This is a genomic window from Pseudomonas sp. JUb42, assembly GCF_024807945.1.
In the GTDB taxonomy this organism is placed as follows: Bacteria; Pseudomonadota; Gammaproteobacteria; order Pseudomonadales; family Pseudomonadaceae; genus Aquipseudomonas.
The window spans coordinates 48,934-71,727 of sequence record NZ_JANUFD010000007.1 but is presented as its reverse complement, the minus strand read 5'-3'; the positions used below and the strand labels follow the sequence as shown (position 1 = coordinate 71,727).

The following is a 22,794-nucleotide window of genomic DNA, read 5'->3' as shown; positions in this document are numbered from 1 at the left end:
TCGCACTTGGCTTTGCGGCTACTCCACTCGTGACAATCGGCGTGACAAACGCCGATGTCATCAGCAACAGCGCTGTAGATGATGGTGCCGCAGACCACGGAATGGACTGCACCTGACTGACAGTCAGGCATGCCCCAGTCATCGCATTGCTGCGTTCACCCGGCTCAGGATCTCGCGGCACTGGTCTCGTCAGCCAATGCAGCCTCCGCCCGCCCACCGGTAACGGTGCTTAGGAGGCCAGATCATGAGATGCCCTTGCTCCCGGACGTAAGGAGCCGCCAGTCCCGCGTTAGAGGACATTCCCCACAGGTCGCAGGGGCCTTGACCCCTGATAACACTCAACATTCTTGGCGGGATGACGTGGGGCGAGGATCGGAGACCAGGCGATGAGGTGATTCGAAATGGCATTGGTGGGTAGACGCGATGGCCGAAATTTCGGCTATGGCAGGCAACTGAGCTATGCAGGGCCGCAGGCGTTGAAAGACATGTTCGGCGGCGGCCACTACGGCACGGTGAAGGCACACTGTGATCGGTGGCAGGCATTCGTCAGATGGTGCCGCTCCGAACAAGGGCCCGGTATCAATGATGCGCGGCAGATTGATCGGAAGGTATTGGCGGACTATGCGGCGTACCTGCGCGATGCGGTTGAGTGCGGTTGCCTCGCCATCAGCACCGCACAAAACCGCCTATCCAGCGTTAACAGGACCATGGCAGCGCTTCGCGGAGATCAGCATGTGAAACTGCCAAGTCCGAGCAAGGCGTTGGGTATGCAGCGCAGCGGAGTTCGACACTCGGTGCCAAAGGGCCAAGACCGCAAACAGGTTAAGCAGATTGTCGATGTGCTTTGCCGCGATCATCAGCTACGGGTCGCTGCAATCGTTCTGTTGGCGCGAGCCACCGGCATGCGCTTGCGTGAGGCCATCCTAGCCGACTTGCCACGGCTGAGCCGTGAGGCTAAGGACCTAGGCAGGATCAACATCCAGGATGGCACCAAAGGCGGCCGAGCTGGCGCCTCAGCGCCACGATGGATTGCGGTGGACCACCATGTTCGAGACGCACTTGGGTTTGCACGGCAGGTGTCGCCTGCGGGCAGCCGCAACCTGATTGCGTCCAACGAAAGCTATCTGAATGTTCTGCAGGAAATCATCCGCCCAGCGCGGGACGTCATGCATGCTCACAAGCTCAAAGGCTTCCATGAACTACGAGCGGCGTACGCATGTGAACGCTATGAGCAAATCACCCAGCACCCCGCGCCTATCAACGGCGGCCAATGTTGCCAGGCAGATAGGAACCTAGATCGTGAGGCTCGGAGGCAAATCAGCTATGAGTTAGGGCACGGTCGGATCGATGTGGTCGGGGCCTATATTGGAGGACGCATATGAGTAAGCCATTCGATATGGACCTGTTCTTGGCTGCGGTGTTGACGGGATCGTACGCAACGCGGCAGCGCCATTTACGGCAAGCTAAGCTCATCCAAGCAGAGATATCTGAACGCTGGCAGCTAGAAACACCTTGGGGTTGGAAGAAAAAGCATGTTGCTTGGTTTCTCGACCACCGACTAGCGAGGCGATGCAAGGCAACTCGATATTACTACCTGCTGACCGTGCGGCTGCTGGCTCGTCGCTTAGAAAGAGCATGGGCCTTCAAGGACTAAGGAGGTCTGACTTTGATAATCACGGCCGACTGCAACCGACCCAAAGCTTACAGGGGCTAAAGGCAGCAATCGCCAGTCATGACGAAAAAGCGGCTTAGTGTACCGTAAGCTTGAATTCGTTTAATCTAAGAGCAGCCTATAAAATCACCAGCCTGGTTTATATGAACAAAAATTACGAACCTTCAATTTGGGAAGCAATGTCCACAGCGTCCGCAACGGCGACAGATTCAGAAAGATACTTAGCCAAATTGGCTAAGAGAGCTTTTCTGAATTTCTGGAGCTACTCTAACCCGTACACTGACGAAGGCGAGGGCAAAGAACTATGTGATTTTTTGGTGGTTTTTGGGAACGATGTACTTATTTTTTCTGACAAGCATTGCAAATTTCCAAATCATCAGGATATTAAAGTTTCATGGCACCGGTGGTTCAGAAGTTCTATTAAAAAATCAGTAGATCAGCTGACAGGTGCAGCTTCATTTATTGAAAGGTTTCCAACGCGAATTTATATTGATTCAGCTTGCAAGATCCCAATTCCGGTTCCGCTGCCCCCTCTTAATGCCAGAAGAGTTCATTTAATTGCCGTTACTCGTGGGTCGGCCGAGGCAGCGAAAAACTCTTGGGGGAACGGTAGCTCCAGTAGCCTTATCATTAACACGGCAATAAACGGATTGGGCGAAAAAGATTATCCTTTTATGATCGGAAGGCCCCTCCACAAAAAACGCTTCATTCACATTCTCGACGAGTTGACACTTGATATTCTACTCACAGAGCTAGATACGGCTTCTGATTTTGTGGATTACCTAGTAAAAAAAGAAGAATTCTTATCAAGTGCTAATTTAATGGCTTGTGGTGAGGAAGAGCTACTTGCAGCCTACCTTTCTAATCCTCTTCCAGATTTTAACGGTTTTTCGTTTCCGCAGTTGCCACATCCTGAGAAATTAGCAATTCTTAAGGAAGGAGGATGGAGCCAGTTTTGTCGTAGCGATGCATATTCTCTTTGGAAGGAACACCTAGAATTAAGCTATGAGTGGGATCGTTTGATCGAATATCAGACGTCTCATATCCAAAGGGGGACAGCAGGAGTTCTCCATAAGTACGACGCGGATATCAAGGACCTGCATGCGCATGAATTAGTCCTAAGAAAGATGGCTGAAGAGGGACGTCTCACGAGGCGGCTTCTTGCTGAAAGCTATGATTTTTTACTCTCGAAACAATTAGTCAGAAACGGAGAGAACAGATTTTTTCGGGCGCTTGTTGGTCCAGTGAGAAACAAGAGGGCTTATGTTCTTTTGGTTCTAATTTGCACGCCTGGCCAGGATTATGATGAATATAGGGAAGCAAGGAGAGAGTCGCTTGCTGGCTATTGTCGAGCGATCAAATTGAGAGTCGCTGGTATCGAAGAGGTAGTTGGGATTGCTTCGGACCCAAAGAGCTCCCCTATTTCAACTCAGGACTTTTTGTATATGGAGTGCAGAAAGCAACTCTCCCAAGAGGAGAAGGAAGCGGAGCTTGCTTTTTTGCGTTCTCTGGGAATCTGGAAAGAGAAGTGGGTTTGCGTATAACGTTGGATATGGAGGCAGGTCGGAATTGGCAATGATGCCTACCTGGCCGCCGTCGAAGCCGTCGAGGCCAATGCATGAATTGCGGAGAGGGCCGTTTTGGATCGAAAGCGATCGGTCATCACTGACCGCTATCGACCCATTGCGGACGATCATTCAACCAATTTAAACCATGGCTCTCGTTCTGACTGCTTCGAAACACAAACTTTCGCTTATCCTTCAGGTTGTCCGCTACTAACTCAACGAAGGGAACTTGATGAGCGACAAAAACGAGGTTCTGGAAGAGTTACGCGAGGTGATTGGAGAGCAGTCGAAGCTCCTGAATTTGATACTCTTTACGCTCTCCGAAGGGCCAGTGCTGCGCGAGGGACAGTGGCTGTCCTGCCGTTTTGAACCCAACCAAGCTCGGGCTACGGTGGCAGTTGCCATGGGCGCCGGCCAATCGCTTGGCACTGTCCTGACGAACTCAGCTGAGCGAGGACTTCCGGTCCGCGACCTGTATCCCATTGCTCGGAGCGTGGTGGAGGGATTTATCAATGCGGCATTCTTCGCTACCCAGCCAGTTGAGGTTTCTGTACGCGCTCTTGCGCACATTCGTTACGCTGCGTGGAAGCATAAAAATCGCGTGATCGGTACTGGGGATTTCATGATGACCCTTGGCGATGATCCAACCCCCAAAGCGACAGCGGCCAGACTCTTTCCTGAGTTTTCCGGGCGGGGACAGGACTCATGGTGTTCGCTCGATGCTCCGTCAAGGATCAATCGGATTGGGCAGGTTGTGCAGGCGTCCGGGGGCGCGCTCCTGGGTGCCTATGGCGGTATCTACTCAGTGTCCTCAGAAATCATCCACGGATCCGTCTACGGCATGAGCTATTTCATGAGCGCATACACAGGGCAAGCGCGGACCACGGAGGCTTTTCAGCGCGGCACTGAGGAACAGATGATCGACATCCTCTCAGCCGCTGCGCATGCAGCCAGTGGTTTCATTTCTGCCTACGCGAATGTTCATCAATATGGCCCACTGGTGCTTGAAGAACACGAGTTGTTCAAACGGCTGTTCAAAGCAGCCACTGGAGATGCTTGGGTAGGTGGAGATCCCCCCGCTGCCAAGCCTAAGCGCTGACGCATTATGGCCCCCTCAACCTCCCCTGGCGACGGCATCAACTGCCGAATACGAAAAAAATGTCGCTTTTGAGCATGACTGTCTGACACCGGCCTGAAGATTCTTCCAGCACACGTTGACCAGCAATGCGTGCCGTGATATCACTTTAACATCGGGCTCGGGGCACGATTTAACTTTCCACTGACTATATGCGGTGGCCACTGCAAGGGTTGCTTTGCCTGATCGCGCTATACGTTGACGTTATCGATGGCGCTGGTAGAAGAGAAAATAGCCCCGAGACCCGGTACTACGAATGGATATCGAAGAAATTTTCAAGAATTTGTTTGGCCCCGGCTTTAGCAGCCTTGATGGATTCTGCCAGTTACTAGAGATTGATCAAAACAAATTGCTGAACTTTCTTTACAAAAGGAAAGGCAGCCATTACGTAAGCTTTTCCATTCTAAAGAAAAACAAAACCCATCGCACCATCAAAGCCCCTAAAAGGGTGATGAAAAAAATTCAGCATGCAGTATTGCCGCATCTGGAAAAATTTTATTCCCCAAAATCTTCCAGCCATGGCTTCGTCAAGGGCAGGAACGTCAAGACAAATGCTCAGATCCACGCCAGAAAGAGATATGTGTTCAATGTTGATCTGAAAGATTTTTTTGACAGCATTCACTTCGGGCGAGTCAGAAACCTATTCATGGCTCATCCATTCAATGCACCTCATAATGTTGCGACGGTCATGGCACAAATCTGTTGCAGCGATGGGAAATTAGCTCAGGGCGCCCCTACGTCACCTCTGATTTCTAATATGATATGCCGCAAGCTTGACTCACAGCTACAGGCGTTAGCAAAGTCAGGAAAATGTCATTTTACTAGATATGCTGACGACATCACATTTTCGTTTACCAGCACCGCAAAACATCTACCGAAAGACATTGTCGAAATCTCCGAGGACGGCAGAGCGATACCTGGGCGCGAGCTGGAAGAAATCATCAAATCCAATGGATTCATCATAAATCCTGAAAAAACGCGTCTGCAGCACCGAACGCAGCGACAAATGGTAACTGGGCTTGTCGTTAACGATATGCCGAACGTCACAAGAGACTTCATCCGTTTAACGAGCTCAATGATCAACGCCCTAAAGCGCTACGGGCCTGAGCTGGCAGAGGCCAGATATCTGGAGATCCTCAAGGGCGAAAATCAGCCACTGCAGCCTCGACAAATTCTGCGGACAAAGGACAATGCTGGAGATTTTTATATCAAGGTGGTCAAAGGACGACTGAACTACATCCAGATGGTTCGAGGGCGAGGTGACAAAATATACCGTCGATTGGCGTACGAGTTCACAGTAGCAATAGGCAAAGAAAATACTGAGTTCAAAAAATCACCAGAAGAAATTTTAGGCAACTCAATTTTTGTCGTGAACAATATCATTGACGAAAGCCAAGGAACAGCCTTCCTTCTGGAGGGGGTCGGCATCGTAACCAACGAACACGTCGTGACCGGGGTATCCAAAACCATCGCTCGTCACTCCATTTCATTCCACCGTGCCGGTGACCTGAAAGAATATACCGCAGAGCTTATCCTTTCGGACAAGAAAGCAGACTTGGCTATTTTCCAGCCCAATGAGGAGTTTAAAAACATACCTGCCCTAAAAAAATGTGATAAGACTATTATTCGCCCCACCGACCCGGTTCTATCTATCGGCTTTCCTAAACATCGAGACGGTACAGCCCACTACATCGCGAAAGGTAACACTACTCAACGGCGTCGACAGGTGGACCTAGACCTTTGGCTGGTAGATTTCACGCTAATGGAGGGAAACAGTGGAGGTCCTATGTTCAACGACTCAATGGAAGTAATCGGTGTCACAGCCAGAGGCGCTAAAAACAATATCGACGCCGCGTTTTACGGTTTCATACCATTAGAGAGCTTGAACAACTTTACAAAACGAGCCGACTTTATTCTCCTAAAAAGGTTGTACGACTATATGGGGGAAGGAAATTTAAACCTCTTGCCCGACATTCCCGGCAAAGGGATTTTTAGCAGAAATTATCAAACAATTTTTCATAAGACACGCTTTCAAAAAGGCTAAATCAGCTTGATGGATGACGGCGTTTTTCAAGGTGGTTTTCGCATCAACCTCCCAGCTACGCAGCTTGCTTCTCGTGCTGTTGCTCCCGGTGTGTTCCCGGCACCATCGTACGCTGAGGACATTTGGGCTATTTGTGACCACCTCGAACACTTGGCGCCCACCTCGGAAGCATCTGGGGCGTAGTTGGGTAGTAAGCGAAGTCCAGCATCTTTGCATCACCTGGATAACCTCAAGCGTTCTCGAAGGCACAGCAGCTGTAGAGATGCTGTTTCAACAGCTCCGAGATCGGATGCTGTCGGCACTCGGGGACTATGAGAGCAAGTGGCTGCTTAGCTAGTGAATGAGAGGATCGGTAACAGCAAACGCCCTCCCAAAATTCCCGATTCGATTCCACAGAAAGCCATAACTAGCTGATTTTTTTATAGATACCCTTTGAGGTATGTAAAAAATCCACCAAATTCCAGTCCCGCCAAAATCGGGGCCTACCAGCCAACAACCGTTCGTCTGGTGCCGCACCATACAAAACAAGGGCTTGCAGCGATGCAGGCCCTTTGTTTTTCTGCTGCACGTACAATTGCACGTACAATTAAGCTCGGTTTTATTGTCTACCCCTTAGATTCGCACTGAACTTCTACCTCGCGTCACCAATTCATAATCGCCAACTCCCCGCTGACCTCCGCTTTGCCCAAGCGCTGATTGGTGTTCGAGTACCTGATCGACAGCTGCTCAAACCGGAACCCTTAGAACACCTGACGGATATCCGGGTGGTCGTTGATGCTGACCATGACCTTAACCTGGCACCGCCGCATGAACCCATTCCGCCTGCCTGAATTCCAGGGCGATAGGCAGCGTTAAGGAGGGTTCTTGGCTAGATTATTCTTCTGTGATAGCGTTTTGCCTTTCCCCCAAGTTTCGCTCAGGAGTACCAGGGATGGCAGCCTCACAGTATTTCGATCAGGTTCAAAAGCTATACATCGCCTACTTCGGGCGCCCGGCTGATCCAGTGGGCCTGAACTACTGGGCTGCGAGCATAGACGCCGCTGGCGGTAATTTTGATAGTGTGGTCAGTGGCTTCTCTTCCTCGCTGGAGTCCAAGGCACTTTACGCTGGCAGCGATACTTCGCAGCTGGTTACCTCCATCTACGTCGCGCTGTTCAACCGGCCTCCGGAACCGGCAGGCCTGGCGTACTGGGTGGGGCTGATTGATTCGAACACTGTCACGGGCCCGCGCGCGGCTTATCAAATCATGACTTCAGCCGGGCCAGGTGATGCAACCGCGATTGCCAACAAGGTAGCGGCAGCCAACGCCTTCACTGCGAACATTGACACCAGCGCAGAGCTGGCTGGTTACAGTGGCGCAAGTTCCGCCGCGATCGCTCGGGCCTGGCTGGCCAAGGTCGATGCGACGCCCTACTCGATCGCCAACCTGACGAGCGACGCGACCAAGGGTGTAACTGATGCCACTGGCGTTCAGCTTGGCGTGCCTACAACACCTACTGGCCCATCATTCACCGCCACTAAAGACGGCAGTAACGTGGTGACACTCACCAACGCGGGCATCGGAACAATCGGAGTATCGGTAACCGAAGTCGGTGGCGTTTACACATTTACAAACAGCGGCGGCGTTGCAGGTACCGCAACCGTTACCGGCCCCATAAGCAGCATTGTCCTTAGCCCTTCCAACGCATCGTTGACGATTACCAGCAGCCTGGCCAACGGCATCATATTTTCTAATGGCACCATCAGGCTTTCGGATACTACTGCGGTGAGCGCAACCTTGCTCACCAGTCTTGAACAGACGTCCCCGGCTTTGATAGACGCGACCCGTATTCCTGGCATTACTGCGGCCACTGACGCCCAGGCCCTCGCGTTGCTAGTCACCAACAATGGCAACTCGGGCAACAAGATCTGGACGGCACCTGATGTCGCAGTGACGCTTACCAGTGGTAGCTCCCTCGGCGCAACTCTCAAATCAATCGACGATGCCACCACCGGACTGGTGAATGGTACTTCGATCGGGATGATCAACAGCGCCACAGTGGCGCAGGCCAAGCAATTACTGGTGACCGGAAATGGCACCGCGTTTACTCATAACGCTGCAGTGGCAGTAGCCCTGACTGACCTCAGCGCCAATGCCGCTGATATCAACCAGATCGACGCTTCGACCACAGGTTTGATCACCACTGCGCTGACCAACATCAACGGTGCAGTGGCCGACGTAAAAACCTCACTGGAAGCCATTACGCTTGGCAGCGCGCTGTCCGCGCCAGGCCTGAACAGTGTAAGTCTGACCAATGCGATAACCACTAGCGCTCTGGATAATGTGGTATTTGCTAATAACACCACGCTCACCCTGGCTAATGTCACCGGCAATGCGCTGACGCTGGCTGATGCAACGGTCGGCGCTGGCAAAACCTTGACCGTTGATGGTTCGGCTGTAAGCGCAAGCGGCATTATCCTTGACGGCACCCTCGAGACAAACGGCATCCTAACTTTGATTGGCGGCTCCGGCGCCGACACGCTTACTGGCGGCGTGCTCGGAGACACCCTGACGGGTGGTGCGGGTGCTGATACCTTCGTATTCACCACTCCAGCCAACTCCACTAGCTCTGGGTTCGACTCCATTACTGATTTCACCTCAGGGATCGACAAAATCAAGACTGGTGTTTTCGGTGGCGTTGTGCAAGTGCTCCAAGGCGCGGGCTACACGGCAGCAGGTACTGGAAATTTAGCATCGGATATTGCCTCCGCCATCACAAACGCGGGTCTCAGCGGTATAGCCAACACGGCTTACGTGGTCACCATTACAGGGGCCGGAGCGGGAAAATACATCTATCTAGATACCGATGGTGTCGTAGCAGTGGGCGCCAACGAACTGGTGATCAAGTTAACCGGCACATCCAGCACCTCCCTGGCTGCTGGCGACTTCATTGCTTGATGATGTCATCTAATCAGCCTTCATCTTTAATGGCTGATATTAGATAAATAAAAACCCCGCGAGCCGAAAGGAGGCGGGGTTTCTTTTATCAAGACTAATGCGCCTCACACACATCCCTGATGTACGCCTGCGCAGCCTTCAAGGCTGCTTGGTCGGCGATGATTCCGGCGCGGATATCGAAAACAGACTGTCCAGCAGCTGGAGCGAGTTCGATGGTGCCTTGATCAAGATCAGGGGTTTCTCAGCTGCGCCGATCCCAATCGTAATTCCGAAATAAAACCCTCGGAGAGCCGGAAATATGCGGTGCAATCACTCGTGCCTTTACTGATAACGACCGGTTGAAGGTGGTGCTCACGCATGAGCTCTTCGAGCAATTTGTACTCAAAAGAGTGAAAGAGCTGAAGCGGCGTATTTAAGCCAGCCGGACAAAATGCCGTCTATTCACCATTTCTGGCCACGCTATTTGCCAGGGATACGTCGTTACCGATGCACAAAGCCTACGGCGCCCCCACACCTTCCCAATACCCAGCGATATCAAGATGACGGCATCCGATCGACATATCTTCTTGATCGCTGTCTTTAACGCTATGGTAACAACCTGTTTCAAGCAGCGGCCCCCATCCTCAGCCCATCCCAACAAGGAGGTCCCCATGCTCGGCATCGTCCAATTCCCGCTATTCGTACTGGCCGTCGTCGCCCTCAACGCAACCCCAGGGCCCGACATCGCCTACGTAGCAGGCCAAAGCATGGTTCACGGTCGACGCGCGGGGATTCTTTCTGCCTCCGGCGTCGCCCTGGGCGGGTGTCTGCATACGATTTGTTGTGCCATCGGGCTGACGGCGCTGCTGGCTACTTCGCCTTCGGCGTTCACGGCGATCAAATGGTTGGGTGGTCTGTATCTGATTTATCTGGGGGTGCGGACGCTATTTTCGAAAGTCTCCACTGATGAGCTGCGCCCCGAGATCCCGCTGTTGAGTAATCGGAAGCTGCTGTTTCGCGGCTTCCTGACCAATGCGTCCAATCCCAAGGTGCTATTGTTTTACGTGGCCTTCTTTCCGCAATTCGTCACCCCGGACAGCGCTGACAAGACGGCGGCGTTTTTGGTGTTGGGTGCGGTTTTTGTGGTTCTGGGGTTTATCAATGACGTCGCTGTTGCGTGGCTGGCGGCCAAGGCCATGGGGGCTGTCAGTGGTCGTCCGCAGATACGGAAGTGGATCGATCGGGTGATCGGTACCACGTTTATCGGGATGGGTGTTCGCCTGGCCCTGACGCATAAGTAAAAGGTCGGGCTGGCTGGACAACCCCGAGGTCCGCTCGCAGGTCGGCCTGTGTGGATACGCACCGAAAGTTTTTCGTTTGTACCCCCTTCATAGATGCCTGTGCATTCGCTGACGCAGTGAGCATGGGTCGTACCTGCCTTGCTCCACATTTCCTGAAGCCACCCTTGGCCGGCCCGCTGCCGACGTTGCGTGGCGCATCCATGGTGGGATGCTCTTCATCCGCGAGCGTTGACCAAACAGTCTCAAAACGACACTAACCGTCTCATTTACGACGAATGATGGCTAGTAGCCTCATTTTTGCCTTTCCCGTCGAACGATTTTCACAGCACCCTCTCGAACCGATACAAATCCTGTACAGAAAATAGTTTTTGTACAACTACTGCCACCTGGGATGCACGGATAGTCGCCACGCAATGCGGCCATTTTGGGTGCCACAACGAGGCCTTCGGGCGAGAAAGTCTAATGTTAAGAGCACTCAAGATTCAGGCCCGGACGCTGCTGTGTTTCGCCGTCATGATCGTAATGTTGATAGGGCTGGGTCTGTTTTGCGTGGCGCAGATGGGTGAGATTCGTCAAACCGTCGAGGGGATGGAGTCTCGGTCCATACCGGGCATCAATTTGAGCAATGAGCTGGGCGCGAACGTCTCGCGCCTGCGCATCGCGGCGTATCAGGTGCATGCGTTCAGTTCGGCCGCCGACCACGCGGCCGCAGTGAATACCATCACCAAGCTGGAAACCCAGATCGACAAGAACCTTGCCGATTACCGCCTCAGCGCTGACACCCCGGCCAAGCAGGATGCCCTCGGCAAATTTTCCCGCGCCTATGAAAGTTACAAAGCCGGCGTATTGCTTGAGTTGAAGATGATGGAGACCGGGCGTGCCGATGACGCTGCGGCCCAGCTTCATGCAATGGGTGCCTTCGGTGCCACGATCAACGAGCAGACCGAGCTGTTGAACCAGCTTGAGCGTGAGCACGCCCATCAGGCGGCGCTCGATGCCGCGCAGACGTTCAGCCAGGCGCGGCTGGTGGCGCTTATTGCAATTGGCCTGGCGATTGTTGCTTCGCTGATCTTGAGCTGGCGTTTCAGTTTGAGCATCAACAAGCCTCTGAGCGCAGCGCTTGCGACTTCAAAACGCATTGCCGCCAACGATCTGTCGGGCACCATTGACGGCTCCGGCACGGATGAGCCCGCGCAATTGCTGCAGTCCCTGAGTGTCATGCAGACCAACCTGCGCAGCACCATCAGCCAGATCACTCAGTCCACGGACCAATTGTCGACAGCCGCCGAGGAAATGAGCCAGGTCATGGCGCAAAGCAGCCGCGGGTTGCTTTTGCAGAATCAAGAAATCGATCAGGCCGCCGCAGCGTTCAACCAGATGACGGCTGCCATCGATGAAGTTGCCCGCAATGCGGTGTCGACGTCCTCGGAGTCGAAGGCCTCCTCGGAAACCGCGCAACAGGGCCAGAATGAGCTTGGCGAAACCATTGTGTCGTTGAATACGATGGTCACTCGCGTCAATGCTACGTCAGAGCGGGTGCAGAGCCTGGCGCAGCAGACGGTCGATATCAGCAAGGTGCTGGATGTGATTCGATCGGTCGCCGAGCAGACCAATCTGCTCGCACTCAACGCCGCCATCGAAGCGGCCAGAGCCGGTGAAGCAGGTCGTGGATTTGCTGTCGTGGCCGACGAAGTCCGGGCACTGGCCCAGCGCACAGGGCAATCCACCCGCGAAATCGAAACCTTGATCGGCAAAGTGCAGCAGTCGACCCGCGAAACCGTGGATGCAATGCAGTCCAGTGCTGAGCAAACGAGCGAAACCCTGCACCGGGCCAATCGCACCGATCACGCGCTCAATCTCATCACGACGGCGGTGGGCGTGATCAATGACCGTAACATCGTGATCGCGACCGCCGCCGAGCAGCAGGCTCAGGTGGCGCGTGAGGTAGACGGCAACCTGATGCGCATCCGCGACCTGTCCCAGCAAACCTCCCAGGGCGCCGAGAAAACCAGTGCTGCCAGCCATGATCTTTCCAGGTTGGCCATTGAGCTGAAAGCCATGACCAATAGATTTACGGTGTGACCAAGTCTGCCCGCAGATCAATGCAGCCGTTCTAAGGTCGCCCCCTGAGTACAGAAACAACCCGTCAAAAAGCGGGTTGTTTTTTGCTATTCAAGCCAGTCGATCACACCCGCATTTTTTTGAAGTTATGCACCGCGTCAGCCCCTTCCGACAGCACTCCAAAACCCCATCCGTAAGACCACAAAACCCCGCCATGTAGGATCCATCTGAACTTTCTGTCCCATCGTTTTCCCGCCTTGCGCGAGGCCCAAACCGGCCTCTAACCTGCCGCCGCGGTCACTTGGCGACCGTATGCAAGGCCGTTGCCCTCGCGGGTTTCGGCTCAACCATTTTGGGAATTTGATCATGCAAGAGACAACAAACTCGACGACGAATGTCGTCCATTTGTTCAATCAGAAAAAGGGAGGTATCACGCCTCAGGACTCGCTGGGGTTTGCGTCTGATTACCTGACCTGCGCCATTGCCGTGGCGACTCGTCTGGCTGCTTACTTGCCGGCGGAGTCGCAGGACAAGTCGCGCAAGATGTTGAGCCTGCTCAAAGAGGCGCAAGAGTTGATCAAAGGCGCTATCGCGATGATGCCGAGTCCATCGACGCGGTAAAGCGCCAGTAACACACGGTTGAACGGGAAAAGGCTCACTTTTTAGTGGGCCTTTTAGGTTTCTGCGGCACGCCCTCTTCAACTACTTGGATGACTTCTAAGGGAATGTCGATATGCCAATGTTCAACCCTCCTCATCCGGGCGAAATACTCCTCGACGATGTTTTGCCCGCGCTCGATATAGACATTGCCGAATTTGCCCGGCGTCTAGGCTATGCGCCGCAGGCGCTTTTGCGAGTGATGCAGGGTCATGCGCCTGTTGATCAGGATCTCGCTATGGGTCTTGAGCGTACAGGTATTGGCAGTACCAAAGTCTGGCTGGCGGTGCAGGCCGATTGGGACCTGTGGCAGGCGCAATCAGCAAACAAATAGAAACCAATTGTCAGCCCCAAAACCCCCGCGCTGTAGGACGCTTCTGAAGTTTGCGTATACCCTCTTTGCCGTGTTGCGTCGCTTGTAAATCACGGCCTAATCTCCCGGCTCGCTGCATTTCGCAGCCGGTTTTGACAGACCGATTCACTTAGCCGCAACACCCGCCAGGCAACGCTATGGCGGCTGTATGTGGGGCACACGTATGTGCGCCGGTTTGCTGGGTGGCCGGTCTGTCAACCCGCGTACAGCCGCCACCCATTGGTTGACAGCAAAGGGACGGTTCAACCATTGAAGGAAATTCGATATGTCTGGTTACACGCTACACACCCATAGCAAGAGTCCCTTTTTCGATCTGGAAGAAATCCAGACAACCCTCTCCCTGCTCCCCCATACGGCCGCAGAGCCCATCCTGCATAAGCTGTCGTCGTTAAATAGAGGATTGGAAGCACTGGGCCAGACCCTCCAGAGCGCCACTGATGTAAGCGATGCCCTGGCGCTGGTGGTGCTGATGATGGACAGCGCGTACGACCGCAAGCTCGATGCCGAGCAGGTGCGCTGTTTGCTCGCGCCGTTGCAGGAGAAACTGGGCAAGGCGGTTGAGGGGATGAGGTTGGTTATGTAGCAAAATCAGGTGAGACCGGCGCCAGACGAGAGTACGCCTTCCCGGCTGAAGCCGGTCCCACAGGATAGGTATTTCAACCGAGCTCAATTCACGGAATCAAAATCACCTTATCCCCTGCCCCTTCATTCACTTCGGCATAGCGTTGCAGCCCTTGGCTCAGAGGTGTTTCCAGCAGGCCGTCAGGCAGTGGCAGCAGGCCCTGGTCGAAGAATTTGCCGAACTGTTCGAGCATGCCCGCGCAGGTTTCGCTGTTGTAGAGCAGGGAGTTGATGCCAACCACGCAGCCGCCTTTGCGGTACAGGGCCAGGGCCGGGAGTTGCACGTGGCCGTCGACCGGGGCAGCGATGATGGCGATGCGGCCGAAGGGGGCCAGGGCGCTGACGGCGGCGGGCAGCCAGAAGCCGGTGGTGTCGAAGATCACGTCGGCGCCGCCTTTGAATACGGCGTTGACGCTGGAACCCAGGTCTTCGGCCTTGTCCAACAGGATGCCGTCATAGCCTTGGGCCTGCAGGGCCTTGAGCTGTTCCGGGCGGCGTACGGCGGCGAGGATCTTGGCGCCGAGGATTTTTGCCAGGGCCAAGGTCGCGCTGCCCACTGCGCCGTTGGCACCGATCACCAACAAACGCGTGTTGGCGTCGACCAGACTGCGTTGCAAGGCATCCCAGGCGGTGGTGTAAGGCACGCCAAGGCTGGCGGCCTGGGCGAAGTCCAAAGCCTTGGGTTTGTGCGCAACGCCTTTGGCGGACAGGGTCAGGTACTGGGCGTGGGAGCCGTCGCGGAAGAAGCCCAGGTCACGGCCGGTGCCCCAGACTTCCTGGCCGATCAGGTCTTGCGGGCCTTCGACGACGACACCGGCAAAGTCGCGACCGGGAATGCGCGGCAAGGTGGTGTAGGGGAAACGACCGAGGACGTTTTTCACATCGCTGGGGTTCAGGCCCGCTGCCTTGACCTCGACCAGCACTTCACCTTCGGCAGGCACAGGCTTGGCCACTTCAACGAATTCCAGGGCTGCGAGGTCGCCGGTACGGGAAAATTGCAATGCGTTCATGGTGTCTCCGGACGTCAGAAAATTCACAAGAAGGGGTCAGGCAAACCAGTGGGCGAACAGCTGTTTGCCCATGGGCCAGAGTTGTTCACCGAGCTGCATGCCCAGCAGGCCGACCAGCGCGACAGCAGGTGGCGCGGGCGAGCGGAAGTCGAGGACGCCGTACAGCAGGCCGACAGCGGTGCCGATGGCGAGGGAAATGAGGTAGCTCATAAGTGGCTCCGTGCATAAGCACCGCGTGGCGATGCATCAGGTATGCGCAGAGTGTAAGGACGGGGCGAAAAAGCTATCGGCCAAGGACTTCTGAATTTCGGCCAGCTTGTCTCAGGTCTGGCTGACCGGGTATTGCGAAGGCGCCATGCCCAGCTCGCGGCGGAACATGTCACTGAAGCTGCTCGGCGAATAGCCCAGGGAGCGGGCGATGGTGCTGACCGGCACGCCCTGAATGATCTCCGCCACGGCGGTGGCCAGTTGCACCTGACGGCGCCACTCGGCGAAGCCCATACCGAGGGCGCTCTGAAACAGGCGCGACAGGGTGCGCACACTGGCCCCGGCATTTTCCGCATGTTGTTCGAAGGGGATATCAAGGGAAGGATCGCTCATCACCGCCTGACAGAGATTTTTCAGGCGCCTGTCGGAATCGTCCGGCAGGGGGATTTTCAGCAGCGAGCGCCGGGCCCGTTGCAGTTCGAGCAGGGCCAGGCCCACCAGGGCGTCGTAGTACTCGGCTTCCTGATCCCGATCCAGCGCGACAAGGCCGAGAATCAGCTCGCGCATCAGCCCGCCCACCTCGAACACCTGCACGGTCTTTTCCATCGTCGCGGCAATGGCCGGGCGCAGGTAGATATTGCGCATCTCAAGGTCGGTGACCACGCGAATCCCGTGAACCACCCCGGGCGGCAGCCACACCGCCCGTTGCGGCGGCACGACAAAGGCCTCGACCGGCGTTTCCACCCACATCACCCCGGACGTGGCGTACAGCACCTGCCCCCAGACGTGCTCATGGGGCTCGATAAAACGCCCACGAGGATAGGTCCGCGCCAGGGGCTGCACGGGGACGGCGATATCGCTGAGGTCAGGCGGTGCGGCGAGGGCCATGATGGATCTGGCTTGAATAGAGTTGTTACATGTTAGCGAGATTGTTGGCATCGCGGTCAGCCTTGCGCCCTTTTGCGGCACTAACTGACAAAAAAACGCCCCGACAAGTCGAGGCGTTTTTTCAAGCGGCCGATTATTAGAACACGTTAATCGGATAGTCAATGAAGATACGGGTTTCGTTACCTTCGCTGTTGTACGCGCTGGCGTTGTCGGACACGCGCAGCCACGAGTTGCGCAGGCGTACCGACAGGTCTTTGGCCGGGCCGCTCTGGACCACGTAGCTCAGCTGGCTGAACAGTTCGCGTTCTTCGCCATTGCCACGGTTGGTGCCGTCGTCGATGTCGTCGCCGCGCACGTACGCAACCTTGTAGCTCAGGCCCGGAGTGACCAGAGTGGACAGGTTGATGCCGTAGCCCAACTGCCAGGAGCGCTCGTCCTTGCCGTTGAAGTCGGACCAGTAGGAGTTGGCCAGGTAGATGGTGTTGCCGCCATCGCCCGTGCCGCCAGCGTTGCGGTAGCCGCCGTAGTTGTAGCCGGTTTCACCGGTGCTGCGCTGGTGCGCGATGGTGAAGGAGTGGATGCCCACGGCCCAGGTCGCGGCCAGGCTCCAGATCTTGTTGTCGCGCGCGTCGTCGACGGCGAAATCACGATCCAGCTTGGTCTTGTAGCCGTTGAAGTCCAGGGTCAGGGACTGGCTTTCTGGCAGGGCGAAGACGTAGTTCAGGTTCAGGTACTGCTTCTTCAGCACATCTTCGTCGTCGGAGCCGTAGAACGAGGCGCTGAAGGCGTCGGTGAACTTGTAGCTGGCACCGTAGACGTTGATGCTTTTCAGGTCGCCACTGTCACGACCCTGAGCGCTCTTGCGGGCTTCCTGGGTGAAACGACCGGCAACGATTTCCAGGTCCTTGATCTCTTTGGAGGAGATGTAAGTGCCTGTGTAGGTTTCCGGCAGCAGACGCGAGTTGTCGTAGCTCAGCACCGGCAGTTGCGGCATCTGGTCGCCGTACTTGATGGTGGTGTTGGAGAAGCGGGCTTTCACCGCGCCGCCCATACGACCCAGGGTGTCGGCGGCTTCGCCGCTGTCGCCTTGCTTGAAGAAGTCGATGCCACCGGCACCGCTGCGGCCTTTGCCACCGTCCAGACGCACGCCGTACAGGCCGAAGGCGTCAACGCCGACGCCGATGGTGCCCTGGGTGAAGCCGGAGCTGAAGTTGGCAGTGAAACCCTGGCCCCATTCGCCACGGTCGTCTTTGCCATTCTTGTAGTCACGGTTGATGTAGGCGTTGCGCAGGAACAGGTTCAGGCTGCTGTCTTCGACGAAACCCTTGGCGTCGGCCTGACCTTCGGCCATGGCTTGGCCTGCGCTCATGATGCTCACGGCGAGCAGAGCGAAACGTGCATTAAACATCTTGTTTTCCTTAGGCAGATTAATCACGCGCGCTGTGGCGACGGCCCTGTTCGGGTGTCTGATGCTTGCTCGCGGCACAAAGACCGGCGGGGCAAGCGGCACGAAATCATCGCAGTGGACTACTGATGCACGTTTATGGCACACGGCCACAGGCGGAGGACGCGAATCCTAGCCGTGGGTCGTGGAGGTGTCAATTTCGGGGGTTACAGAAATATTGCAACCGGTTTGCGAAATGGCTGGAAAGGGGGGGCGCTCAGTCCTTGAGCACATTAAGCAAAGCTTCAAGCTCGACGTCGTCGATCAAGCCTGCGGGGTAACGTTGCAGCAGCATTTGCCGAACGTCCGGTCGCTGAGGCTTGGAGGTTTTCGTAGTCCTTAACCAATCCGCCATCAGCTGGCGAGCTTCGCTACTAGCAGACAGACCACGAGCGCGATGCGACTCAATACCTGCGTTCATAGGACAACCTCTTGGTGCGTGAGGGGCTAAATGTACGTGCGTTTTGTTACAAAGCAACGAAACGACGCAATACCCGCCGTCGGCTAATCGCGGGAATAAACGCGCAAAGCGTTACCCACAAAAAAGCCCATCGTCGGATGGGCTTACCACAGCAAGAACGAGACCAACTCCGTAACAGGGGTGTTACGAGCAGGTTACTTTTCAGGCGATATGGGGGGCTGGCTGCTGTTGTGTCAGGCAGTGAATATTGCCGCCACCCAGCAGCAGCTCACGGCCCGGCACCATCACCACCTCGTGTTCGGGGAAGATTTGCTGGAGGATTTTTCGTGCGGTTTCGTCAAGAGGGTCGTCGAAGCTGGGCGCGATGATGCCGCCGTTGACGATCAGAAAGTTTACATACGAGCCGGCCAAGCGCACCGAAGGGTTGCGCTCCTGGCTGCCGTGCACTTGATCGACGCCTGCGCATTCTTCTTCGGTGGCGAACAACGGACCCGGAATCGGCATCTTGTGCACGATGAACGGGCGGCCCTTGGCATCACGGGAGTTTTCCAAAATACCCATTGCTGCCTGGCAACGTGGGTAGTTGGGGTCTTTGGGATCATCGGTCCAGGCCAACAACACTTCGCCCGGACGCACGTAGCAACAGAAGTTATCCACATGACCGTCGGTTTCGTCATTGAACAGGCCGTCGGGCAGCCAGATGACTTTATCCACAGCCAGGTTGTCGCTCAGGACCTGCTCGATGGCTTCGCGGGTCAGGTGCGGATTGCGGTTGCGATTGAGCAGGCACTCTTCGGTGGTGATGAGGGTGCCTTCGCCGTCGACATGGATCGAGCCGCCTTCCAGCACGAAGCCTTCGGTGCGATAGCGCTGACAGCGCTCCATGTGCAGGACCTTGCCCGCCAGTTGTGAGTCGAGGTTCCACGGCGAATACAGGCCGCCATCGAAACCGCCCCAAGCGTTGAAGTCCCAGTCGACGCCGCGCACTTCACCCTGATCGTTGATGACGAACGTCGGCCCGGTATCGCGGACCCAGGCGTCGTTGTTACTGATTTCCACGACGCGGATATTCGGCATGTCGAGACGCGCGCAGGCGTTGTCATACTGCGCGGCGGACACCGCAACGGTCACTGGCTCGAAACGGGCAATAGCCTTGGCCACGGCGACATGGGCGCTCTGCACCGGCTTGCCGCCCAGGCGCCAGTTGTCCGCACGCTCGGGCCAGACCATCCAGGTCTGGGTCTGCGGCGCCCACTCGGCAGGCATATGGAAGCCATCGGCGCGTGGGGTGCTGGTAAGTGTGGTCATCGATCAAGGCTCCAGGGGCGGCTTACCACCATAGCAGGCGGGGTGTGACAATCTTTGGCGCTTTTATAGCCGATATAAATCCGCCTTAAAACATTAAAAACCATGAATACCGTAAATAACCCCAAAATAAACAGATATTAATCTGTCATTAGAATCGTTGGAGCGAGGCTTGCCCGCGAAGAGAGCCGTACATCCGATACATTATCTGAGGCTGAACGATCGCATTCGCGGGCAAGCCTTGCTCCAACGGGCTTAGGTCGTGAGTTCTGCGAGCACCTTGGAAACCCTATCCACAAAAAAATCCACACTCTGGCGTGTCGTGCACATCGGCGGTTTGATTTTGAGGATGTTCAGGTAATCCCCGGTCGGTTGCATAAAGATGCCCAGTTCGCGCAAGCGTTCGCACAGGGCGGCGGTTTCTTCGGTGGCGGGTTCCAGGGTCTGGCGGTCGCGGACCAGCTCCAGGCCCAGGTAGAAGCCCATGCCGTGCACTGCGCCGACCAAGGGGTGGTCATCAGCCAGGGCTTCGAGGCGGGCCTTGAAGTGATCGCCCACTTCCCGGGCGTTTTCCCACAGGCTTTCCTGCTCCATGACGTCAAGCACCGCCATGCCGATCGCACAGCTGACCGGGCTGCCTCCGGCCGACGAGAAGAAATAACCTTCGGCCTCCAGCGCTTCGGCGATTTCGCGGCGGGTGATCACCGCGCCCAGCGGGTGGCCGTTGCCCATGCCCTTGGCCATGGTGATGATGTCCGGCACCACGCCCTGCTCTTCGAAGCCCCAGAAGTAGTGGCCCAGACGGCCATAGCCGACCTGGATTTCATCGGCGATGCACACCCCGCCACGCTCGCGGATCTTCTGATAAACACTCTGCAGATAACCTTTGGGCAGAGAAATCCCTCCGGCATTGCCGTACACCGGTTCGCAGATGAACCCGGCGATCTGACGCTGCTGCGCATCCAGTTTTGCCAGCACCTCATCGACGCTGCGCACGTACTCGGGGCCGCTGTCCGGGCCCCGGAATTCGCCGCGCCAGGTGTTCGGCGCCATCACCGGATGGACCCAGTCCGGGCGGGTACTGAGGGCTTGCGGGTTGTCGGCGATGGAGGTGGAAATCGCGTCGGTGGCCACCGTCCAGCCGTGATAGGCCTCCAGCACGCTGAGCATGTCGCGCCCGCCGCTGTAGGCCCAGGCCAGACGAATGGCCAGGTCATCGGCCTCGCTGCCGCTGTTGACCAGAAAAACCCGGTCCATGCCCTCAGGCGCCAGTTCCAGCAGGCGCTCGGAGAATTCGGCAATCGACGCATAGTGAAAACGCGAGTTGGTATTGAGCAACGACCACTGGCGGCTGGCGACCTGGGCCATGCGCGGATGACCATGGCCGAGCACCGCGACATTATTGAGCATGTCCAGATAGGAGCGCCCCTGCATGTCGATCAGGTGGTTGCGCCAGCCGCGCTCGATCTGCGGTGGCGCCTGGTAGTAATGCTTTTGCGAACGGGCAAAGCTGGCGTCGCGACGGGCGAGCAACTGCGCCGAATCGGCCAGGGCCGGGGCGTCGCAATCAAAGCCCAGCAGTGCCGCAGGTGAAGGGCACAGGGTTTGCCAGGCCGCCGCCCAGCCGGGTCGGGCAAACAGCGGCGGGCTGAGTTCGGGTTGCGTACAGAGTTGCACCAGTACCGTGCCATTGGCCAGGCCAAGCACGCCGCCTGCGGCCACCTCACGGCCCATGCCCAGTTCGCCGGTTGCACCCCACAGGCGCAGGCTCAGTTGATCGCTGCTCAAGAGCAGCGCGGCATCGGCGGTCTGGCGCAGGGTTCCGGCGAACGGTGCATGCAGGGCCGTGCCCGCAGGCAGGTACAACTCCACATGCAGGGCGCAGGTGTCCGGTTCATCGGAGCTGTCGGGGCGAGTGCGCGACAAGCGATATTCACCGTAGCGGCTGCTGGCCTGGCCGGTCTGTTTCGCGGCCAGCTGCAACAGGCGCTCGTCGATACCCTCCTGCTCCCAGTTGCCCGCGCTGAAGTGCTCGCTGAGCACGCCGAGGTCGACCAGAGTGAAGGGTGCACCCTGCAAACCTGGCAGCAACGGCGTCATAGCCAACGAGGGCGACGCGGGTGCAACCATTCCCAGTGCCGACAGAATCGCTGCCTCCATCAAGGCCATGGGCACCGAGGTGGCGACGTCGAAGATATTCCACTCACTGGCCAGGTTGGTCTGGATATAGGTGTTACCCGGCTCGACACTGGCCTGTTGTTCACTGCTCAGTACCAGCACCGCCGAGCGGGCGACAATCAGCGGCCACAGGGCCTGCAACTCTGCCAGGCTCAACGGGTTGATCGCGTGATAGGCGTGAATGGCCGGGAGGATATACAGCGGATCGCCATCGGCATGGTGCAGCAGCGCCGCGCAGGTCACCGACAGGTCGGCAATGCGCCAGGTGCTGACCAGATCGCCGAAATCGATCAGGCCTTGCAGTTGCCATTGGCGCTGTTCATCACGGGCCCAGACCACGTTGTATTCGGTGATATCCAGATGCACGGCCTGAAGCGGCAACGCCGGGATCAAGGGCAGCAAACGCTGATGGGCCTGCTCGGCGGCGGCGGCGATGCAATCGCGCGCATCGGCGTCGACCAGCACTGGTAATAGGTGCTTGATCAGGGCCTGGGCATGGCGTGGGTCCCATTGCAGGGTGCGCTCAAGGCCTGGATGACTGAACCCGGCCAGGGACAAATCCACTTGGGCGCAGAGTTCGCCCAGGCCCACCAGCACATGCCGGTCCAGGCGTGGCAGATGGGCCAGGGACTGACCGTCGATAAACGACAACAGACGTGCATGTACCGGCTGATTGCCGATGTCCAGGGACAGCAGCTCTTCGCCGGTACTGGCCGCGACCACAGCCGGCACTCGCGCCGCCGAGTGCCGCTGCAGATGCCCCAGGGCGGCATGTTGCGCGGCCAGTTCAGTGGTCGAATACGCGCCATGGCAGATTTTCAGGACATAGCGCCCCTGCCCCGTATCGAGCAGGAAGTTGCGGTCCTGCTGGCTGCCCAACTCGGTCAATGCGCCACTAAGGCCGTAATGCTTCGCCAGCAGTTGCAACGCCTGTTCGGCACTGACGTCGGGGCATGGCAGGCTGGAGCGGCGAATCAATGTAGCGAGCGGCATGG

At 56.6% G+C, this 22,794-nt stretch carries 18 protein-coding genes and 2 pseudogenes; 12 read left to right on the top strand and 8 right to left on the bottom strand.

Translation table 11 applies throughout. The features are described from left to right. Nucleotides 1-401: 401 nt before the first annotated feature. The 5 genes from M2401_RS15165 to M2401_RS15145 all read left to right on the top strand — a co-directional run bounded on the left by M2401_RS15165 (nt 402) and on the right by M2401_RS15145 (nt 6,416). Complete coding sequence (locus M2401_RS15165; protein ID WP_259104071.1) at nt 402-1,382, top strand: integrase domain-containing protein; 981 nt, start codon at nt 402-404, stop codon at nt 1,380-1,382. Next, nucleotides 1,379-1,654 (top strand): hypothetical protein, encoded by a 276-nt coding sequence (locus tag M2401_RS15160; protein WP_259104069.1) that lies wholly within the window; start codon nt 1,379-1,381, stop codon nt 1,652-1,654. The genes M2401_RS15165 and M2401_RS15160 overlap by 4 nt, the downstream gene beginning before the upstream one ends. 110 nt (nt 1,655-1,764) lie before the next feature. Next, complete coding sequence (locus tag M2401_RS15155; RefSeq protein ID WP_259104067.1) at nt 1,765-3,216, top strand: hypothetical protein; 1,452 nt, start codon at nt 1,765-1,767, stop codon at nt 3,214-3,216. A 253-nt stretch (nt 3,217-3,469) separates the two neighbouring features. Beyond that, nucleotides 3,470-4,336 carry a hypothetical protein gene (locus tag M2401_RS15150; RefSeq protein ID WP_259104065.1) on the top strand — a complete coding sequence of 289 codons (867 nt, stop codon included), beginning with the start codon at nt 3,470-3,472 and terminating at the stop codon, nt 4,334-4,336. A gap of 292 nt (nt 4,337-4,628) precedes the next feature. Next, a complete protein-coding gene (locus M2401_RS15145; protein ID WP_259104064.1) occupies nt 4,629-6,416 on the top strand; it encodes a reverse transcriptase domain-containing protein in 1,788 nt (595 codons plus the stop codon). 641 nt (nt 6,417-7,057) lie between these two features. On the opposite strand, the pseudogene M2401_RS15140 reads toward M2401_RS15145, so the two are convergent. Further along, a pseudogene (locus M2401_RS15140) lies at nt 7,058-7,234 on the bottom strand (DNA adenine methylase); the annotation flags it as partial. Nucleotides 7,235-7,299: 65 nt separating this feature from the next. On the opposite strand from M2401_RS15140, the gene M2401_RS15135 reads away from it, so the two are divergent. The 7 genes and pseudogenes from M2401_RS15135 (at nt 7,300) to M2401_RS15110 (ending at nt 14,308) form a co-directional block, all read left to right on the top strand. Then, nucleotides 7,300-9,354 (top strand): DUF4214 domain-containing protein, encoded by a 2,055-nt coding sequence (locus tag M2401_RS15135; protein WP_259104058.1) that lies wholly within the window; start codon nt 7,300-7,302, stop codon nt 9,352-9,354. A gap of 650 nt (nt 9,355-10,004) precedes the next feature. Then, a complete protein-coding gene (locus M2401_RS15130) occupies nt 10,005-10,634 on the top strand; it encodes a LysE family translocator (protein WP_259104057.1) in 630 nt (209 codons plus the stop codon). A 462-nt stretch (nt 10,635-11,096) separates the two neighbouring features. Next, a pseudogene (locus tag M2401_RS34535) lies at nt 11,097-11,858 on the top strand (MCP four helix bundle domain-containing protein); the annotation flags it as partial. Then, entirely contained in the window at nt 11,853-12,716 is an 864-nt protein-coding gene (locus M2401_RS34530) for a methyl-accepting chemotaxis protein (RefSeq protein WP_409033932.1), read from the top strand. The pseudogene M2401_RS34535 and the gene M2401_RS34530, both read left to right, overlap by 6 nt. Before the next feature lie 345 nt (nt 12,717-13,061). Then, nucleotides 13,062-13,316 carry a hypothetical protein gene (locus tag M2401_RS15120; RefSeq protein WP_259104053.1) on the top strand — a complete coding sequence of 85 codons (255 nt, stop codon included), beginning with the start codon at nt 13,062-13,064 and terminating at the stop codon, nt 13,314-13,316. A gap of 112 nt (nt 13,317-13,428) precedes the next feature. Then, nucleotides 13,429-13,686, top strand: a complete 258-nt coding sequence (locus tag M2401_RS15115; protein WP_259104052.1) for a HigA family addiction module antitoxin — start codon at nt 13,429-13,431, stop codon at nt 13,684-13,686. Nucleotides 13,687-13,990: 304 nt separating this feature from the next. Further along, nucleotides 13,991-14,308 carry a hypothetical protein gene (locus M2401_RS15110; protein ID WP_259104050.1) on the top strand — a complete coding sequence of 106 codons (318 nt, stop codon included), beginning with the start codon at nt 13,991-13,993 and terminating at the stop codon, nt 14,306-14,308. Nucleotides 14,309-14,396: 88 nt separating this feature from the next. Here M2401_RS15110 and M2401_RS15105 read toward each other — a convergent pair whose 3' ends face one another. The 7 genes from M2401_RS15105 to M2401_RS15075 all read right to left on the bottom strand — a co-directional run bounded on the left by M2401_RS15105 (nt 14,397) and on the right by M2401_RS15075 (nt 22,792). Further along, entirely contained in the window at nt 14,397-15,356 is a 960-nt protein-coding gene (locus M2401_RS15105; RefSeq protein ID WP_259104049.1) for a zinc-binding alcohol dehydrogenase family protein, read from the bottom strand. A 36-nt stretch (nt 15,357-15,392) separates the two neighbouring features. Next, a complete protein-coding gene (locus tag M2401_RS15100) occupies nt 15,393-15,566 on the bottom strand; it encodes a XapX domain-containing protein (protein ID WP_259104047.1) in 174 nt (57 codons plus the stop codon). 111 nt (nt 15,567-15,677) lie between these two features. Further along, a complete protein-coding gene (locus M2401_RS15095) occupies nt 15,678-16,451 on the bottom strand; it encodes a helix-turn-helix domain-containing protein (RefSeq protein ID WP_259104045.1) in 774 nt (257 codons plus the stop codon). Nucleotides 16,452-16,587: 136 nt separating this feature from the next. After that, on the bottom strand, nt 16,588-17,859 hold the full coding sequence (locus tag M2401_RS15090) for an OprD family porin (RefSeq protein WP_259104044.1): 1,272 nt from the start codon (nt 17,857-17,859) through the stop codon (nt 16,588-16,590). 253 nt (nt 17,860-18,112) lie between these two features. Further along, the gene (locus M2401_RS15085) at nt 18,113-18,316 is read right to left on the bottom strand and encodes a hypothetical protein (RefSeq protein WP_259104042.1); all 204 of its coding nucleotides are present in this window, start codon (nt 18,314-18,316) and stop codon (nt 18,113-18,115) included. Between the two features lie 201 nt (nt 18,317-18,517). Further along, nucleotides 18,518-19,624 carry an agmatine deiminase gene (aguA, locus tag M2401_RS15080; protein WP_259104040.1) on the bottom strand — a complete coding sequence of 369 codons (1,107 nt, stop codon included), beginning with the start codon at nt 19,622-19,624 and terminating at the stop codon, nt 18,518-18,520. 252 nt (nt 19,625-19,876) lie between these two features. Next, nucleotides 19,877-22,792, bottom strand: coding sequence for an aminotransferase (locus M2401_RS15075; protein WP_259104038.1), 2,916 nt, complete (start codon nt 22,790-22,792; stop codon nt 19,877-19,879). Nucleotides 22,793-22,794 lie beyond the last annotated feature (2 nt).

Coding starts and splice junctions, on each gene's coding strand:
- M2401_RS15165 (WP_259104071.1), top strand. CDS start 402: ATGGCATTGGTGGGTAGACGCGATGGCCGAAATTTCGGCTATGGCAGG.
- M2401_RS15160 (WP_259104069.1), top strand. CDS start 1,379: ATGAGTAAGCCATTCGATATGGACCTGTTCTTGGCTGCGGTGTTGACG.
- M2401_RS15150 (WP_259104065.1), top strand. CDS start 3,470: ATGAGCGACAAAAACGAGGTTCTGGAAGAGTTACGCGAGGTGATTGGA.
- M2401_RS15145 (WP_259104064.1), top strand. CDS start 4,629: ATGGATATCGAAGAAATTTTCAAGAATTTGTTTGGCCCCGGCTTTAGC.
- M2401_RS15130 (WP_259104057.1), top strand. CDS start 10,005: ATGCTCGGCATCGTCCAATTCCCGCTATTCGTACTGGCCGTCGTCGCC.
- M2401_RS34530 (WP_409033932.1), top strand. CDS start 11,853: ATGCAGACCAACCTGCGCAGCACCATCAGCCAGATCACTCAGTCCACG.
- M2401_RS15120 (WP_259104053.1), top strand. CDS start 13,062: ATGCAAGAGACAACAAACTCGACGACGAATGTCGTCCATTTGTTCAAT.
- M2401_RS15115 (WP_259104052.1), top strand. CDS start 13,429: ATGCCAATGTTCAACCCTCCTCATCCGGGCGAAATACTCCTCGACGAT.
- M2401_RS15110 (WP_259104050.1), top strand. CDS start 13,991: ATGTCTGGTTACACGCTACACACCCATAGCAAGAGTCCCTTTTTCGAT.
- M2401_RS15105 (WP_259104049.1), bottom strand. CDS start 15,356: ATGAACGCATTGCAATTTTCCCGTACCGGCGACCTCGCAGCCCTGGAA.
- M2401_RS15100 (WP_259104047.1), bottom strand. CDS start 15,566: ATGAGCTACCTCATTTCCCTCGCCATCGGCACCGCTGTCGGCCTGCTG.
- M2401_RS15095 (WP_259104045.1), bottom strand. CDS start 16,451: ATGGCCCTCGCCGCACCGCCTGACCTCAGCGATATCGCCGTCCCCGTG.
- M2401_RS15090 (WP_259104044.1), bottom strand. CDS start 17,859: ATGTTTAATGCACGTTTCGCTCTGCTCGCCGTGAGCATCATGAGCGCA.
- M2401_RS15085 (WP_259104042.1), bottom strand. CDS start 18,316: ATGAACGCAGGTATTGAGTCGCATCGCGCTCGTGGTCTGTCTGCTAGT.
- aguA (WP_259104040.1), bottom strand. CDS start 19,624: ATGACCACACTTACCAGCACCCCACGCGCCGATGGCTTCCATATGCCT.
- M2401_RS15075 (WP_259104038.1), bottom strand. CDS start 22,792: ATGCCGCTCGCTACATTGATTCGCCGCTCCAGCCTGCCATGCCCCGAC.